The sequence below is a fragment of the Dyadobacter sp. CY345 genome, from assembly GCF_021502725.1.
Lineage (GTDB): Bacteria > Bacteroidota > Bacteroidia > Cytophagales > Spirosomataceae > Dyadobacter.
Window position 1 is genome coordinate 35,254 of the sequence record NZ_JAKFFS010000002.1, and the last position, 17,528, is coordinate 52,781.

The following is a 17,528-nucleotide window of genomic DNA, read 5'->3' on the forward strand; positions in this document are numbered from 1 at the left end:
ACTAGTTATTAACGCAATTTTGCGAAAAAAAAGTTTATTTCCCGATACGTGGACATCGATTATGGTAATTGCTTGGATTTCAATGACATAAATAAAAAAAACCAGGCCGCTCCTTTTCAGAAGTGGCCTGGTTTTTAAAACTAATTTCTCAAAGCAATTATTTTGCCAATGAGTTGATCCATGCAGCAATCTTCATTGCCTCAGCTTTTGGAACCTGCGGCATCGGTGCCATTGGCGTTGAATAATCAGGCCAGTTTTCAGGCTTCGGAGCATAAATCAGTTCAACGATTTTTTCATTGCTATATTTACGTTTTGCAACGTCAGCATAGGCAGGACCTACAACTTTTTTGTCGATTGCGTGGCAAGCCAAACATGTATTTTTTGCTAGAAGTGGTTTCACTTCTTCCCATGTTGGTGCTTTTGCGGTTTTAGTTGTCGCAGGAGCTTTGCCTTTTCCATCCGGAGAAACGTGCTCTTTTACAGGAGCTGCATCAGCCGGTTTTGCATTGCCTGATCTCGTTGTTTTCAAGTCAGATGCTTTCAGTTTTTCCCCGTCAGGAATATTATTTAAAGTATAATAAGCATCCGGGTGAACAAGTGACCAGTAGTTATTTTCAGCACGTACACCTGCTAATTCGATTTTATGTACGAAATACTGACGCATACCATCCAGAACAATTCTTACTTTTTTGCCATCTTCTGACAATTTTACGCCTTTCACGTTTACATCTTTGGTATCGATCGGAGGACTTCCGTATACCGGATAATGTTTGTACAGGTAGCTGCTCACTTTATAAGAATCAAGATCCTCTGCTGATTTACGGTCAACCGGCATCGTGAACTCAATCTCAAAACCGTCTGGCATTGCCTTCACGGTATACATTTCAAAAGGCATTTTACCATTCCATACCAGACGCTGCAGACCTTGGTTTGCATCACCCGCTGAACCCCATCCGCGGTTTGTTTCACCTACGAACATCGAACCGTCTTTATCAAAAGCCATACGTAAAACACCTGACTGGAAACCGCTGCGGAATCCGATCGAAGCCCCCTGATATTCACCTTTTACTTTTTCAAGAACGATACGCATGATATTACTTTGTCCCTGGTCACCTACGAAAACCTGACCTGTGAATGGACCAAAACCTCCGTTGGTTTCATCCATGATCAACTCAGAAGTAGAAACTCCGTGAACACCATAAGGCAACCATACAGCCGGAAGCTGCACCATATCATATTTTTCTTTCAACTGATACAAAAACTGAGGTTCTTCCTTTCGCGTGTTTTCTGGTTTGATAGCACGATTGTTCTCATCTCTTTCCTGACGGTTATCACGTTCAGCGAAGAATTGTTTTTCAGTTAATTTAACAGGAGAATTTGGAAGTTCTGCCCATTTCAAACCTGCCGGGTGGCCCATGAAACCACCTTTTTTTACAGGGAAAATTCCACCAGTACCCATCCAGTCACCCTGGTTATCTGTATACCAAAGTTCACCTTTCAACATACTGATTCCGGCTGGAGAGCGAACACCTGTTGCATAAGGTTCAAACTTTCCGTCTGGCGTGATACGGAAAATCCATCCGCGGCCAGGTACACGGCTTTCGCCTCTCCACCATTCTTCATCACCAAAAGCTACGTTTCCACTCACGAAGAAACTTCCGTCTGGAGCCACTTTTGGTCCGAAAGAATATTCATGATAGTGGCCTGATAGTGGCCAGGAATAAACAGTTTCATAAACGTCTGCTTTTCCGTCACCGTTTTTGTCGATCAGTTTGGTCAGCTCACCACGTTGCGCACAATATAAAACACCGTCTTTGTAAGCAAGACCAAGCACTTCATGTAAGCCGGTAGCAAATTTTCTGAAATACGGTGTACGGCTTGTCGGATTGTCTACGATCCACACATCGCCGCGACGTGTCGAAATTCCTAACGATCCGTTTGGCAGGCTGGTCAGACCACCTACTTCCAGCACAATTCCTTCCGGAATCGGTGGTGTCACGATCTTATAGAAATCTTCTTCTTTTGGCGATTCCTGGGCTTTTGCCATCGGCAGGGCCGCCAAAATGATTAATGCTATCTGAGCAATTTTTTTCATTGTTTTTTATCAGCTTATAGCTTTGAGCGATTGGCCCGGAGCTTTGGGTAACTTTAAATTAGAATAAGATGGCATACTTAACCCCACCATTCTTCACAGGAATGATCAGTTCTTGCTGGCCGTTAACATTTCTGATCTCAGGTTTAACTGATTTGTCAGCCACCTGGATAAAGTAAGATTTGTTATTAACCGCGTAAAGTCCTTCTGAAACTTTTTCGATAGACGTTCCTTCTGCTACTCTTGCAACAAGATCTTTCACAGGATTTGCAACTTTCACTTCACGTTCGAAATATTTGTTGTCAACAACCGAAAGATGATCAGAAACCGGCGAACCGAATGCAGTATAATTGAAAGTCGGAGCATCTGTGTCGTCCAAAGTATATCCTTTCTGACGGAAACCACTACCTGTAGTATCTGCCGTCCAGGCGGATTGTCCGCTCGCTTTACCTAGAAGCATTTCATTATTCAAAAGTGTTACACTTCCGCGAGGGCGGGATGAACCGTCACCACGGTCATGCCACATCGGCGTTGCGTCAAGAAATTCGCCGCGCCAAACTTGCAAAATAGCGCCTTTTTCAAGGTCATAAGTATAATGTACATTGGAAGGACTTCCCACAGAAACGGCGTGAACGACACGAACATTCTTAGCTGTTGGTGTTTTTTTGAAATCCATGAAACTACGCATAACCACGTTGGTTGGAGCAGTTACCAAAATTGGATCAACACCGCCGCCTGTTGTTACAGAACTTGCCGTGTTCAAAGAAACTTCTCTAAAACCAGGGCCAGAAACCCAAACAGCCAGACCAGGTCTCATATAACCTTCGGTTTTGCTGTTGAAAATTTCGATTGTATGTGATCCGGCTGTCAAATCAACTTTTCCGGTGCGGAAAGTATTGTTGTTTTTGGATTCAGCAGGTAAAACATTTTTTCCATCAATTTTGATGTACGCATTACCCGCAGCCTGCAACCTGAAATTGTATTCACCAGCTGTAACGGCATTGTATTTTCCGTTATAAACGTAAGCATAGTTATTATTCTCTTTCAGGATCTCCCAAGTGATGGCATCCGTTTTTCCAGTCTCAGCTGGTTTAGATTTCAGGAAATCTTCTGTGGAATCAAAAGTACCGTAAAAAGTCTTGTAAGTCAGGTCTGATAACGTTCCCGGCTTTTTGTCAAAATTATTGATCGTAATATTTTTGATAGCCAAAGAGCCGTGGTCACCCTGGATACGCAACGGTCCGGATGCAACATCTTCCGCTGTAAGAGCACCACGTGTCGGGCCGCTAACTTCTACATTTTCATGAATCGTAACACCATTCAGTACAATTTTCAAAAACACAGCATTTGAGATTTTCTTTCCGGCTGAATTGAAACGAGGTGCCTGGTAAGAAATTTTGATGTTTTGCCACAAACCAGGTGCTTTTGAAACATTGAAACGAGGAGCGTATCCTTCGTAACCTTTTTCGCCTTCTGGTTTTGAATCATTCCAACGTTCGTAGATTCCTCCGTTGTCGTTGTATTTAGCAGTTTTTTTACCCCAGCTGTCGAAAAGCTGGACTTCATAATTTCCCTGAAGATAAATGCCCGAATTGGATTCTTTCGTAAGCATGAAATCCAATTCCAGGTCAAGGTCTCCGTGCTTGAAATTTGATACAAGTTCATATTCCTGGCCGTATTTGCCCTTTTCGTGCAGACACGCTAAAACTCCTTTACCAGGTTTGGTGCTTAAAACATTAACTTTACTAATGTCGACAGAGGCGTCGCCAACAATCTTCCAATTGCCGGCCTTGTTTGTAAATGCGCTGAGATCATTCAAAGGGATAGCTTCCTGTGCAAAAGACGTTTGCACGGCTATCACCCCCAGACCCCAGGCGATGAATTGGAAAAAGAAACGGGTAGGTTTAAACATACTCTACGTAAGCTTAATTGGTTTATATTAAAAAGAGGAACAAATTACGATATAAGAATCGGGAAAATCACATTTCTTTTGAGCGGAATATAATTTTCTGATCCATTTTTTAACTGGTTAATATTGGAGTCCTGAGAAAATCCGGGACGGTTTTGTTTTTCAATATACGCGGTTTAAGAAATTAACAAATCCAACGACAGATTCCTGACAGAACCGTCGTTGGATTTTAAGAAAAGTCAAGTGTAAGGAATAATGAAATCTTAGTTATATCCCTCGTTTTGTTTCAGATTGGCGTTAAGCGTAATCTGTCTGCGCGGGATAGGGAACAACTTTTTGTAAGATTCTGTCGGTTTGTGATCCCACCAGCTACCCGTTGTGAATTTGTCAAAACGGATCAGGTCATCGCGGCGGAAGCCTTCAAAAATAAACTCACGACCGCGTTCAGCCAATAACTCGTCCATTGTTAAAGTTGAGGTCGTATATTTCTCAGTTGTCCATGCGTCAGCAGTATAAGCACGTTGTTTCACCTGATTGACCAGGTCAACAGCTTCTGCCGTAGCAACCTTGCCATTTTTACGCATCAATGCTTCTGCTTTCGCAAACATCACCCACGATAAACGGTAAATTGCCCAGTCGGAACCATTATAGTTAGGATCTTCAAGTGCACCTAATTTATACTTATTGAAACGAACACCGCTGTTTTCTTCACCTTGCGTCATATCAGACGGCAAAGAATTTGGATCTTGTCCGGCTTGAAGTGTTTTGTTTTTACGGATATTGTCAACAAAAACCAGTGGCTGGTTGTCATATTCATTTCCACCCGTTGCCAAAACCGGTTTTGTAGGATCAGCATACTGATACTGCGTTCCTTCCAAAATCCATTCTTTCTTTCTCTTATCCGTTGCCTTAAATGTTGTATAAACACCCGGAATTACCACAACACCATCATTTCCGTTACGCGCACCGCCATAAATAAAACGTTGCTGGAAATGGTAAAAGTCGCTTGTCCATTGTGGCTGAAAAGTAGCTTTTTTGAATTCGTAAGCAAGTTGAAAAAGAATTTCCTTTGATTCGAAGTTCGCTGGTTTATATGTATCCGTCAGGTTAGCATCCAGAACCGGTGCGCCATTAAGTCCTCCTGCTTCACCATTGATGAGTTTGTTTGCTGCCGCAACGCAATCATCCCAACGCGCAGTGCCTGTCCAGGCTTCTGCATTCAGGTATAATTCCACCAACATGGCATATCCACCCGCCTGTGTCATACGCCCGATCATCGCTTGTGAAAGCTTTGGCGCTGCGTTGATATTGTCAAGGATTTCTTTTTCGATAAACTTGAAAACCTCAGCACGCGGCTGCGTAGGAGGGCTGACAGGATCTCCCACTTTGGTTACTGTCGGAATGTTACCAAACAAACTCATGATTTTCAGATAATGGAAAGCGCGCAAAAGTTTCAATTCAGAAACATAAGCCGCTTTTTCGGTATCGGTAATGCCCATGGATGCCGGAGTACGGCCTTCAAGCGCTTCGATCGGATCGGTACAAAGTCCAAGTCCCCACCACATTAATCTCCACGCGCCCCAAACTGCATCCTCATCCGCAGTCCAGGTATGGTAATGCAGGCGAAGCCACTTACCGCCATCTTGTCCGTGACGACCCTTTACCGGCCATGCAAGCTGATCAGCAGAAAGTTCGTTCAGTCGCCACCAGCCATCTTGTCCCGGAGTAGCCCAGGCGTTTGCGTGGGTATAAGGACGGAGCACGGCCGAAATAACTTCGTTTTTATTATTGTAAAAATTATCGGTTACCAGCTGATCATAAATATTTTCATCAAGATCAGTACAGGCCGTTGTTGCAAATAATGGCAAAGCCATCGCAGCAATTTTGAATGCTTTCTTAATATTTATCATTTTTTATTAATATTAAAATCCGAAACTAAGACCTACTAAGAATGAACGGGTGTTTGGATAAGCACTGCGGCCATCGATACCCAGGCGGCGCTGACCATCTTCTTCTTTTCCAAGTCCTGTGTCATTGACATAGTCAGGATCATTACCTGTGTATTTTGTAAATGTGGCAAGGTTTGAACCTGTTGCATACACACGAAGCGAACGGATGATATCACCTTTGATATTGAAATTATAGCTAAGCGTGATCTCGTCAAGTTTCAGGAAACTTCCTGATTCGAGGTAGTAGTCAGAATATTGGTAGGTATCATTCAATTGCGCATACTTACCAAATGTGCTGTTCAAAACATTGTTTGGAAGCGAAACTTTGTTGGCATAAGAAAGTGCCATCGTGTTCAGGATATCGTAATCAAAACGTCCTCTGAAAAATACGCGCAGACTTAGATTTTTATATGCAAAGTTGTTTGTCAAAGATGCGTTGAATTTAGGAATCGCATTTCCGATAATTGCCAGATCTGATACGTTTGGATCAGTTGAATTATTGATCTGATCAAAACTTACTTTCTCGTTATTACGGTTGTAGAATAACCATTTTCCGTCGTCTGTAAATCCTGCAAAACGCTTCCCGTAGAAGTTACCCAATTTTCCACCTTGTTCAATACGCATCGCTTGCCCAAGCGCGCCATATCCGCCGATATCTCCGGTAGCAATGGCCTCAACTTTGAATACATCATTGGAAAGATCGTCCGCTCTGTTGGTTACAAAACTTCCTGTCGCATCGATGTTCCAACTAAAATCCTTTGTTTTGATAGCAACACCGCTCAAAGTAAGTTCAACTCCTTTATTCGAAATTGACCCAACGTTGGTATAAATTGTTTCACGTACAAAAGGAGGAAGCTGCGAAGTGTACTCATATAACAGGTCATTGGTTACGCGTTTGAAAACGTCAAGCGATCCGCTCAGTCTTTTGTTCAAGACAGAAAAATCGACCCCAACGTTATATTCCTTTTTGCGTTCCCATTTCAAGTTCGGGTTCGGGTTTCTGTTCGGACCATAAGTTTCTCTCCATTGTCCGTCCGGATTGATATAAACACCACCTGTTCCCAAAGTTACAAGGGAAGAATAATTGGCGATATCCTGGTTCCCCGTCACCCCAAATCCTGCACGCAGTTTCAGGCTGTTAACAAACTTGATGTTTTCCATGAATTTCTCCTTGCTCAGGTTCCAGCCGACAGAAGCAGCCGGGAAATTTCCCCATTTATTGTTCACACCGAAACGAGAAGAACCTTCGTGACGAAGAATTAAAGAAACCAGATATTTGTCCATGAAGGAATAATTGGCCCGTCCAAAAAAAGCGATCAAGGTATTATCACCTTTTCCGCTCCCCATTGTTGCCTTTCCGGCCACGAGCTGATTTCCTGCACCCAGATTGTTTTCTTCGAAGACATCATTTACAAAACCGTAGTTGGCGGCATCAAAACTCTCTTCCACCGCATACTGATAGCTATAACCTCCAACTGCGTTAATCGTATGGTTTGCACCAAATGATTTGTCAAAAGATACCGTTGGTTCAACGGTGTAGTTATTTCTTAAATAGGTGGATCTGCTTGCATAGCCACCGTTTGGATAAACATCATTTTCTTTCGAAAACTCAGAAGCCAGTGAGCGGTAGGCACCGTCGATATAGCTATCTCTCTGCACAGCACCAAAGATCGAAGCTTGCAAGCCGGGCAAAATCTGGAGGCTCATTTTCGCATCTGCGGAAGTCGTTTGCTGCTGGCGACGATTTGTTTCCTGTTTGAGACGGGCAACTTCATTGGTACTGGTTTGTTCAAAATAATAACTTCCGTCGGGGTTATAGAACGATAACGTCGGGTTTCTGATCAGCGAACCTTCCCAACCGCCACCGCCCAAAAGGTTGGCTTTGTTGAAGTTGGTTGCCAGGTTGACTTGTGCCGTCAAACGATCTTTTAAACCAGTCTGCATAATGCTCAAACGTCCACCATATTGTTTACGGCCGTTTTCTTTTGCAATTCCCTGCAAATCCTGATAATAAAGACTTGCACGGTAAGTTGTATTTTTTCCACCGCCAGACATGGCAAGGTTGTGGTTCTGGCTCAGATTTCCGTGGTTGATCAGCGCATCGTACGCGTCCGTCGTGGCGCCGTAATCTGCACTGGCAGGAATTGTTCCGTCAGCAATTTTGGCTCGATACTGCGATGCAGTCATGAAATCGGGACGGTTGCGGACATATTCTTTTCTGAAATATGTATTGTAATCGAACTTTGCACTTCCCGAAGCACCTTTTTTGGTGGTAACCAGAATTACCCCGCCATTTGCGCGCGTACCATAAATAGCCGCTGCCGAACCGTCTTTCAAAACACTGATCGATTCAACATCATCCTGTTGCAAAAGGTCAAGATTACCACCAGGAATACCGTCGATAACGACAAGCGGAGCCAGGCCACCTGTCAGCGACGTTACTCCACGAAGCTGCAAGGATACACCTGAATTCGGATTTGAGCCGCTTCTGTTGATATTAAGACCGGCAACTTTCCCCTGAATAAGGTCCATTGCATTTCGCGCACCAGATCTGTTGAATTTGTCTGAAGTGATATTGGCAATAGCAGAAGTTGTTCTTTCCCTCGTCTGCGTACCATAACCAACAACAACAACTTCATCCAGCAGTTTCGCATTTTCGGCAAGGTCAACGTCGATTACGGATTTATTCCCGACTGCAACTTCCTGCGTAATACTTCCAACGAAAGAAAAAACCAGGACGTCCTCGGGACCATTCACGGTGATGGTATAATTTCCTTCAACATCTGTAGTGACCCCTTTCTGTGTTCCTTTCAAAATAACCGAAACCCCAGGAAGGCCGGATTTATCCTTCGCACTTACTACTCTACCTTTTACCTCAATCTCTGCTGCGGATATCGTTTTTGTGATCAGCGGAGTAATCAAAGTTTTTCCGTTTCCTGCATGCGCTGCTGGAGAGGAAAAGCATAACGCCAGGGAAAGGGAGCCCAGGCATAACATCCTGAATTTTCCGCTTCGTGGCCTGAAATGATTTACCAGTACTTTTCTTTTCATGAAACTGAATTGTGTTTAAGAATAATTAATAGGCGCTAAATCGTTTTAGTATTTTGTTATTTTTCTTTTATATTTTTTATCGTCATGCAGTTACAAAATTCAATTAGGATTTAAACAAGCTTTGGCTCAGAGGTAAGGCAAACCGACCTCAATTTTTTGATATTCTTAAAATTACATTTTAATATTTCGCTAAATCGATTTAGCAATTTTCTAATTTTTAATGTTTTATTTTTGATAAATAGTAATTAAAAAAGAAATAGTAGGGATTTTGTGATTGTCAGTTATAAATTTTCAAGAGCGTCTATGCGCCGGAGCCTGACTTGCATTTGGGAGCCAAGTTAAATGTTATCTTAGTATCATGCAAATGTTATGTTAAAAATACATAACGATCGACAAAAAATTTAAGTGTTCAACAGAGATGAAGATTCTCTGATAATCAATTTTGCAGGCAAAACAATTTCATGAATTTGTGTGTCTTTTTCTTCCAGGGCATTTAGCATAAGCCGGATAATGTGGCTGGATATTTCCGGAACGGGCTGAGCTACAACAGTGATGGATGGAGTGTAAAATTTAAACAGATCCTGATCATCGAAGGAAATAACAGCAATATCGTTCGGAATCCGGAGATTTAGGCTTTTGATCGCTTGGAGCCCCCAAACGCCGATATAGTTTGTAGAGAAAAATATGGCATCAATATTTTTATTTTCTTTAAGGAAAGAGGCGATTTCGTTTACATTTTGCTCACCCGCATCATGAAATCCAACTTTTTTAACATACGGTTTCAGGTTGTGTTCAGCAATTGCTTTTTGATAACCGCCGAGACGGTCGGCCATTTGCATCTGATCAGAATCGAGGGTGACGAAAGCAATATTTTTAAAACCATTTTCAATCAGGTGTATAATGGCCTGGTAGGTACTGTTCAGATTTTCGATCACCACGTGGTTGCAATCCAGCAATGGCAAATTTCGGTCGATCAATACTACAGGTATTCCTTCATCTAAAAGTGACTGGATTTCTTTCTCAATTCCTTCCGGAGGTGTGATGATATAACCATCTATGGAGCGATCACGGAATAGTCGGATCAGCTCAATTGCCTTTTCCTTTTTGTTATCAGTGCTGCAATAAATAATTCTGTAACCTTTGTTGTGCGCTTCTTCTTCGATCAGACGAGCAACCTGAGCAAACAAAAGATTATTGGAAATATCTTCAACCATCAGGCAAATGATTTTGGACTTTCCTGTCCGCAATCCCTGAGCCATCATATTAGGTTTGAAATTTACTTCTTCAACAAATTTTAATACTTTTTCAGTAAGGGCTTCACTTATCCTTTTCTCCTTGGCTTTTCCATTCAAAATAAACGATACCGTGGTGATTGATATCCCTAATTCTTTCCCAATATCACGAATGGATAGTTTTTTGCTCATCTTACTGGCCGGTATTTGTATTGTTATGATAGCAGTTAAAATGAAAATTCATCAGAATCAATGGATTCCAATGAATTTTCATTTCCAATATCTTTATATAAAAAATTCAGAAAGCAATATACACAATCATTTCTTATTCATTTGTGCAGTCACTCTTTTCTTGTTTGGTTTGGCGCCCATATAAAATTTAATCTGGCCGCCATCCATAATCTCGGTATGTGTAATGTAGTTGCGTGTCAAAACTTTACCATTCAGTTCAATCTTCTGCACGTATACGTTTTTGTCGCTCTGATCCTTTACGTCAACCTCAAAAGTTTTTCCATTTTCCAGGTTAATCTTTGCGTTTTGTATGGCCGGACTGCCAATAATATATTGATCAGAGCCCGGTGCGACAGGATAAAACCCAAGGGAACTGAATATATACCAGGCGCTCATTTGCCCAAAATCGTCATTTCCACCTAATCCGTCAACAGTAGATTTATACATTGCTTTCAGGATCATCCGGATTTTATCTTCCGTTTTCCAGGGCTGGTCCAGCCAGTTATACAAGTAAGCTACGTGATGCGACGGCTCATTACCGTGAACATAATTTCCAATGATCCCTTCCCGGGAAATATCTTCCGTATTTTCAAAATATTTATCAGGCAAATTCATACTGAAAAGAGAATCAAGATGCGCTGTAAAACGCTTTTTGCCACCCATCAGCTCGATCATTTCTGCCGGTGCCTGAGGTACATATAAGCTGTAATTCCAGGAATTTCCTTCAATAAAACCTTGTCCGTGCGTATCCAGCGGATCAAATTCTTTGCGCCAGCTGCCGTCATCTAATTTTGGGCGCATAAATCCGATGGACGCATCATAGACATTTTTGTAGTTATGCGACCGCTTGCTGAATTCTTCATAAATGTCATTCCGCCCCAGTTTTTTTGCCATTTGCGCGATACACCAGTCGTCGTATGCATATTCCAGCGTCTTAGAAACCGACGAGGTATTCTTGTCATCCGGAACGTACCCTTTGTCCATATAGTAATTCAGCCCGTCGTAATATTTATTTCTGGCCGTGGTCACGCAGGCATCCAGCGCTTTATTGACATCGAAATTTGCATTTCCTTTAATTACAGCGTCTGCAATAACCGGCACAGAATGGTAACCGATCATGCACCAGTTTTCATTCGCATAATGCGACCATACCGGCAGCATTTTATGTACACTCTGATCGTAATGCGCCATCATGGATTTGATCATATCCGCGTTTCTTGCAGGCTGCAAAACGTTGAAAAGCGGATGAAGTGTCCTGTAAGTATCCCAAAGCGAGAAACTTGTATAATTTGTTGACTCCTGCGTTTTGTAAATATTCATGTCCAGACCTTTGTAAGAACCGTCGACATCCATATAGGTTGTTGGCCCTAAAAAAGAATGATACATTGCGGTATAAAAATTTACCTTATCGTTTTCGTTGATTGTTTTTACAGCGACTTTATTAAATTCTTTATTCCAAAGCGCTTGTCCTTCCTGCTTCACACGGTCAAAGTCCCAATTCGGAATTTCCGCTTTCATATTGGCCAGAGCACCTTGGGTACTGACAGGAGATATTGCAAATTTGATTTTGATTTTTTCATTTTCCGTAGTCTGGAAATCAAAATACATTTTCAGGTTTCTGCCGGCTACCTCCGGAAAATTATGCTCCTGATCAAATTTTTTCCAGAAACCTTTGTAGACATTATTATCGTCGATTTTAGTGCCATAATTTTTAAACGGCTTACTGAAAGTCATCGCAAAATAAACGATACGTGTTCTTGCCCAGCCATTTGTCTGGCGAAAACCTGTGATCAGCGAGTCATTTTCAACACGGACAAAAGTCCATACATTTTTGTTGTCGTACTGATAAAGACCAGCCATCAAATCCAGAATAACGTGCGCATCATCCGATTTCGGGAAAGTGTACTGATGCATACCGACGCGATTGCTGGCTGTGAGTTCGGCGGTAATATTGTGATCATCCAGCTTTACCTTATAATACGAAGGCTCTGCAATTTCATTTTTGTGAGAAAACGCGGAACGGTAACCGCTTTCCGGCTTGTCTTCTGTGCCGGGATTTAGCTGCAATTTCCCGGTCGTCGGCATAATCAGGAAATCACCCAGATCAGAATGTCCGGTGCCGCTGAAATGCGTATGGCTAAATCCGACAATTGTCTTGGAGTCATACTGATAACCGGCGCAGAACTTATAAACATCCGGGTTATATTTTCCATTGACACCGTAAGGAAGCGTGTCCGTATCAGGCGACAGCTGAACCATACCGAATGGAACTGTTGCGCCAGGATAGGTATGTCCCATTTTTGCAGTTCCAATTAAAGGATGTGCATATTTTACAAAATTTTCATTTGTGGATTGCGCTGAAACATTCACAGCTGCGAAAATGAAAATCGCAGAAAACATTTTCCGCAAAATCGGTTTGTAAATTGTGTTTAAGGAAAATAGGGACATAGAGGTGAAGATCGAAGATTAACTTTGGGTTAAAAGTATAAATAAATCGTTTTAGCCAGCTTTAAAGCAATTTATATTTTTAAAATTTGTGCTAATTATACAATTCAAGAACTGTAAATTTGAAATCTCTCTTGAAAGTTAACGTTTATTACCATATTTCGATAAACGAATTTTGTAGCTTTCCCGGAAGAATGAGTAAATCAGTATTCTTTAAACCTTATAATTTCCAAATAAAAATCGATTGATAATCTATGAAAAAAATTACAATGATTGTGGCTGGTATTTTGACAGCAGCTGCATCGCATGCACAGTTACAGCCCTCAAAACAAACGCCTGAATCAAGTGAATTGTGGACTCCGGTTCCGCGTGTTGTGACACCAGGTAAGCCTTCAACGGCAGTATCAGGATTTACTGCACCTTCGGATGCAACCGTTTTGTTTGATGGAAAAAATCTTGATCAGTGGGTTTCTGCTAATGAAGGAGGCGGCGCTGCGCCGTGGACTGTTGCAGACGGAGCTTTAACTTGCGCACCTAAAAAAGGAGATATTCAAACGAAAAAAAGTTTTACTGATTACCAGCTGCATATCGAATGGCGCACGCCTGCAAAAGTAGAAGGAAGCAGCCAGGGACGTGGTAACAGCGGAATTTTTATGCAGGGAATTTATGAGCTTCAGGTACTTGACAGCTATAACAATCCGACCTATTCAAACGGCCAGGCTGGTTCAATTTATAAGCAAACGATGCCCTTAGTGAATGCAACGGTTGGGCCGGGTGAGTGGCAAACTTACGACGTTGTGTACACAGCGCCGCATTTTAATAAAGACGGACAAATGACAATTCCTCCATACATTACGGTAATTCACAATGGAGTAGTTGTTCAAAACCATACTGCAATTCAGGGAACAACGCCTTATATTGGTCAGCCAAACATCACGCCGCACGGTGCCGGTCCGATCAAATTGCAGGATCATAACAACACAACAAGTTTCCGTAATATCTGGATTCGTGAGATTTAATAATAAGTTCTGATCTATAAATCAGGATTTTAGAATTTAAGAGAGAAGTCAGCTTTTAGTAGTTGGCTTCTCTTTTTTTTATTTAAAATCAACTTTTTTTGGCATATACTGTTGTTGCTGATGGGTTATAAAAAAAGTATCTTTGATTATAAATTCACACATCAAAATATGAAAGAAATAGTTTTTATCGTAGAGCAGGAAGAAGACGGAGGTTTTGTCGCAGAAGCTAAAGTGAACGAGAACGAGAACGAGCAAATTGTGACCGAAGGAAACGACCTTGATGAACTGAAATTAATGATAAGAGAGGCTTTGGAATGCCATTTTGATAATTCAGAAGAGATGCCAAAGCAGGTTACGGTCATTATGTAATTTCTAGTGCTATTTTGTTTTTCGGATCGGATTAAAGTTTACACACAATGAAACTGACAGTTGTGATTATTCAGGGTGAGACTCAGTTAGTAGGCTCCATCAAAGAAATTCCAGGCGTTATTACGCAAGAAATTGACCGAAATGAGGTAATGGAAAATATTCACGACGCCTTAAATTTATATTTGGAAGATATGAGGTCTGAAATAAGTATTAATTGAAAAAATATAAAACAACAAAAAATTCACTTAGTGGAGAAGTCAGCTTTCAATAGTTGGCTTCTCTTTTTTTATATCCATGAACCACCTTAAACCTCTTTTTTGTTTTAAATTCAAAGGATTAATTCCTGAACTTACTTCATTGAACGAAAAAGAAACATGCAGGAAATAGAGCCTTATTACAATTGGGAAAAACATTATGTTGCCAGCCGTGATCGAAAATCTCCATTTTATGGCCGGACCTACAATCTTGATTATTACGAAAATGCGATATATGGATATTACATTCATCCGCTTTGGGACCATATCGGTTCTGAGACGCTTTACGTCAAAATTCTTTATGCAGATTATAACAAACATTATGTGATCATCGAACTTTTTGGTGAGTGGAATGATACACTGCATAATGACATTATGTATTTCAAACGTCAGGTCGTTGATCCTTTAATTGACGAGGGAATTAATCAATTTATCCTGTTAGGTGAAAATGTCATGAATTTTCATGGCGCAGAAGACGACTATTATGCTGAATGGTTTGATGATGTTGAAGACGGCTGGATTGCTGCGGTGAATTTCAGAGATCACGTCGAGGAAGAATGGAAACGTTTCAGGCTTGATTATTATCTGAATTTTGGCGGGACATTACAACTCGATAACTGGCGGACGCTTCAACCGGACATCTTTTATGAAATCGTTAAAAAATTGATCATTAGAAGGTTATCCTGATAAAAAGGTCTGCTTGTTGCTTGGAAGGTTGGTAAGTCCTTTGTAGCTTACGTGTCGAACCTTTTCAATCCATTCAACCAAACATCATCCACTGATATGGCAGACAATGAGAATCCTAAACCAACCAATGCAGACGAGACATTGGATAAAAAAATCGAAGACATTAAAGACAAATCGATAGAAGTTAAAGATGAAGCTGCCGAAGGAATTTCGGAGATTAAGGATGATGTGGAGATTGTAGCTGAAACAAAGTTTGAAGAAGTAAAAGATGAAACTTCTTACAAAGTTGAGGAGGTTAAGGAAAGTGCGGTAGAATTGAAAGAAGAAGCAGCTGACAAAGCTAACGAATACCAGGAAATTGCTTCGGAAAAAATAGATGAGGTAAAAGCGGAGGCGTTAGTATTGAAAAAAGAAGCTTCGGATAAAGCAGAGGAATATCAGCATATAGCATCCGGAAAAGTTGAAGAATTAAAAGCGGAAGCAGCCGATTTGAAGGCTGAAGCGATCTATAAAGCGGATGAATTAAAAGCTGACGGAGAAGAAAAACTTGAAGAAGTCAAAGAGACTTTTACTGACGTAAAAGACGCTGCTGCTGAAAAAGTGGATGAGGTACAGGAAATAGCGGCAGAAAAAGTAGAGGACATAAAAATGGAAGTTGCTGATGTAAAAGCTGACGCGGAGGATAAGGTAGAAGAATTGAAAGCAGAAGCTTCCGATAAAGCCGAAATCGCTGAGGAGAAAGTTGCAGAAGTAAAAGAGGAAGTTGTTGAAAAAGCTGAAGAAGTGAAGGCGGCGACTGCTGAGAAAGTAGAAGAAGTGAAATCTGGCTTCTCGGGAAAAGTGGAGCAACTGCAAAATGAAGTTGAGTTAAATATTGCAGCCGGGAGGGTGAAGGCAGAGGAAATTATTTCTGACTTATCAGGCAGAGCGGATCATTTGAAAGAAGAAGCCGCTGATAAATTTGCAGATCTTAAAGAGGAGGCAACTGAAAAATTTGCTAACCTGAAAGAGGATGCCACTGAAAGATTTGCGGATGCGAAAGAGCTGGCTTCCGAGAAATTGGAGGATGCAAAAGAGATTGCCGCTGAAAAACTGGCAGAGGCGCAAGTTAAGGCTGCGGAGCTTAAAGCAAAAGCAGCGGAGGAACTGGAAGAATTAAAAGCGACGGCATCAGAAACTTATGAAGAAACCAAAACCAAGGCCAAAGGTTTCTGGGCGAGGTTGTTTGGTAAGTAAGAAAATATAAGAGTAAAATTAAGTACCTGTCGGATAAACCATTCCGGCAGGTACTTTTTATTTAAGCCTTTCATGCAGGATAATAGGATTAGTTGCGCAAATGGTGAAGTGTGAGATTATTTTTCGGATTCAACAATTGAAATTTTACTTTTAACTTTATTATTTGCATATTAATCTTGCGAATTTACAATTTAGATTTTTATGCAACTGGAAATAGAAGAACTACTATCAATCGCAAGAGATGCCGGAAAAGTCGTTTTGGATGTATATAATGATCAGAATAAATTTGGAGAAGTAAAACTCAAATCTGACCAATCGCCGCTTACTTTGGCAGACCAGGCTTCAAACGATCTGATTGTTAGTAGATTAAAAATATTCTCTCCTGACATTCCAATATTATCTGAGGAAGGTGGAGATATTACTTACGAAGAAAGGAAACAATGGAAACATTTCTGGTGTGTTGACCCGCTGGATGGCACCAAAGAATTTATAAGCTGTAACGGAGAATTTACGATTAATATAGCGCTGATCCAGGATCGGATTCCAGTTTTAGGAATAATATATATTCCGGTGACCAACACCATGTATTATGCAAATCAGGAAACGGGCGGTTGGAAAATTGACTCGGAAGGCGTGAAATCTTCAATCAAAGTAGATAAAAATAGTATAGACTGGATTTCTGTTGGTAGTCGGTCTCATGCATCTGATTTTGAAAATGAAGTACTTGCACGGTATCCGGTCGTTAAAAATGTCGCCATTGGCAGCTCTTTAAAATTTTGTCTTGTTGCGGAAGGACTGGCGCATATTTATTGTCGTCATGGTCCAACAATGGAATGGGATACTGCTGCCGGGCAGGCAATTCTTACGTTAAGCGGCGGACAGATGACCACGCTGTCAGGTGAGCCGTTTTTATATAACAAGCCTTCGCTACTCAATGGAAGTTTTATTTGCAGCGCGCAATATTTGACTTTGCGGGATTAAGACGCAGATAGAATGACCGGTAATAAAGAGCAGTTAACCTGGCTCAGTATAATCGGAAAAGTCTGCTCTTTTT

General features: G+C 41.3%; 12 protein-coding genes. 6 read left to right on the forward strand and 6 right to left on the reverse strand.

The genetic code is table 11. From position 1 onward, the window contains the following. Nucleotides 1-157: 157 nt before the first annotated feature. From L0657_RS09975 to L0657_RS10000, 6 genes are all read right to left on the reverse strand, one after another. On the reverse strand, nt 158-2,095 hold the full coding sequence (locus L0657_RS09975) for a c-type cytochrome (RefSeq protein ID WP_235150470.1): 1,938 nt from the start codon (nt 2,093-2,095) through the stop codon (nt 158-160). Between the two features lie 58 nt (nt 2,096-2,153). Next, entirely contained in the window at nt 2,154-4,004 is a 1,851-nt protein-coding gene (locus L0657_RS09980) for a family 16 glycoside hydrolase (RefSeq protein WP_235150471.1), read from the reverse strand. Between the two features lie 260 nt (nt 4,005-4,264). Beyond that, complete coding sequence (locus L0657_RS09985) at nt 4,265-5,911, reverse strand: RagB/SusD family nutrient uptake outer membrane protein (RefSeq protein WP_235150472.1); 1,647 nt, start codon at nt 5,909-5,911, stop codon at nt 4,265-4,267. 12 nt (nt 5,912-5,923) lie between these two features. Further along, the gene (locus L0657_RS09990; protein ID WP_235150473.1) at nt 5,924-9,001 is read right to left on the reverse strand and encodes a SusC/RagA family TonB-linked outer membrane protein; all 3,078 of its coding nucleotides are present in this window, start codon (nt 8,999-9,001) and stop codon (nt 5,924-5,926) included. A gap of 401 nt (nt 9,002-9,402) precedes the next feature. Next, the gene (locus tag L0657_RS09995) at nt 9,403-10,425 is read right to left on the reverse strand and encodes a LacI family DNA-binding transcriptional regulator (RefSeq protein WP_235150474.1); all 1,023 of its coding nucleotides are present in this window, start codon (nt 10,423-10,425) and stop codon (nt 9,403-9,405) included. Nucleotides 10,426-10,551: 126 nt separating this feature from the next. Then, nucleotides 10,552-12,864, reverse strand: coding sequence for a GH92 family glycosyl hydrolase (locus tag L0657_RS10000; RefSeq protein WP_235150475.1), 2,313 nt, complete (start codon nt 12,862-12,864; stop codon nt 10,552-10,554). 299 nt (nt 12,865-13,163) lie between these two features. On the opposite strand from L0657_RS10000, the gene L0657_RS10005 reads away from it, so the two are divergent. The 6 genes from L0657_RS10005 (at nt 13,164) to cysQ (ending at nt 17,455) form a co-directional block, all read left to right on the forward strand. Then, on the forward strand, nt 13,164-13,928 hold the full coding sequence (locus L0657_RS10005) for a DUF1080 domain-containing protein (protein WP_235150476.1): 765 nt from the start codon (nt 13,164-13,166) through the stop codon (nt 13,926-13,928). Nucleotides 13,929-14,096: 168 nt separating this feature from the next. Then, nucleotides 14,097-14,297, forward strand: coding sequence for a type II toxin-antitoxin system HicB family antitoxin (locus tag L0657_RS10010; protein ID WP_235150477.1), 201 nt, complete (start codon nt 14,097-14,099; stop codon nt 14,295-14,297). Between the two features lie 47 nt (nt 14,298-14,344). Then, nucleotides 14,345-14,515, forward strand: coding sequence for a type II toxin-antitoxin system HicB family antitoxin (locus L0657_RS10015; RefSeq protein WP_235150478.1), 171 nt, complete (start codon nt 14,345-14,347; stop codon nt 14,513-14,515). A gap of 156 nt (nt 14,516-14,671) precedes the next feature. Then, complete coding sequence (locus L0657_RS10020; protein WP_235150479.1) at nt 14,672-15,238, forward strand: hypothetical protein; 567 nt, start codon at nt 14,672-14,674, stop codon at nt 15,236-15,238. Nucleotides 15,239-15,334: 96 nt separating this feature from the next. After that, entirely contained in the window at nt 15,335-16,474 is a 1,140-nt protein-coding gene (locus L0657_RS10025; protein ID WP_235150480.1) for a hypothetical protein, read from the forward strand. 201 nt (nt 16,475-16,675) lie between these two features. Beyond that, nucleotides 16,676-17,455, forward strand: coding sequence for a 3'(2'),5'-bisphosphate nucleotidase CysQ (cysQ, locus tag L0657_RS10030; protein ID WP_235150481.1), 780 nt, complete (start codon nt 16,676-16,678; stop codon nt 17,453-17,455). Nucleotides 17,456-17,528 lie beyond the last annotated feature (73 nt).

Coding starts and splice junctions, on each gene's coding strand:
- L0657_RS09975 (WP_235150470.1), bottom strand. CDS start 2,095: ATGAAAAAAATTGCTCAGATAGCATTAATCATTTTGGCGGCCCTGCCG.
- L0657_RS09980 (WP_235150471.1), bottom strand. CDS start 4,004: ATGTTTAAACCTACCCGTTTCTTTTTCCAATTCATCGCCTGGGGTCTG.
- L0657_RS09985 (WP_235150472.1), bottom strand. CDS start 5,911: ATGATAAATATTAAGAAAGCATTCAAAATTGCTGCGATGGCTTTGCCA.
- L0657_RS09990 (WP_235150473.1), bottom strand. CDS start 9,001: ATGAAAAGAAAAGTACTGGTAAATCATTTCAGGCCACGAAGCGGAAAA.
- L0657_RS09995 (WP_235150474.1), bottom strand. CDS start 10,425: ATGAGCAAAAAACTATCCATTCGTGATATTGGGAAAGAATTAGGGATA.
- L0657_RS10000 (WP_235150475.1), bottom strand. CDS start 12,864: ATGTTTTCTGCGATTTTCATTTTCGCAGCTGTGAATGTTTCAGCGCAA.
- L0657_RS10005 (WP_235150476.1), top strand. CDS start 13,164: ATGAAAAAAATTACAATGATTGTGGCTGGTATTTTGACAGCAGCTGCA.
- L0657_RS10010 (WP_235150477.1), top strand. CDS start 14,097: ATGAAAGAAATAGTTTTTATCGTAGAGCAGGAAGAAGACGGAGGTTTT.
- L0657_RS10015 (WP_235150478.1), top strand. CDS start 14,345: ATGAAACTGACAGTTGTGATTATTCAGGGTGAGACTCAGTTAGTAGGC.
- L0657_RS10020 (WP_235150479.1), top strand. CDS start 14,672: ATGCAGGAAATAGAGCCTTATTACAATTGGGAAAAACATTATGTTGCC.
- L0657_RS10025 (WP_235150480.1), top strand. CDS start 15,335: ATGGCAGACAATGAGAATCCTAAACCAACCAATGCAGACGAGACATTG.
- cysQ (WP_235150481.1), top strand. CDS start 16,676: ATGCAACTGGAAATAGAAGAACTACTATCAATCGCAAGAGATGCCGGA.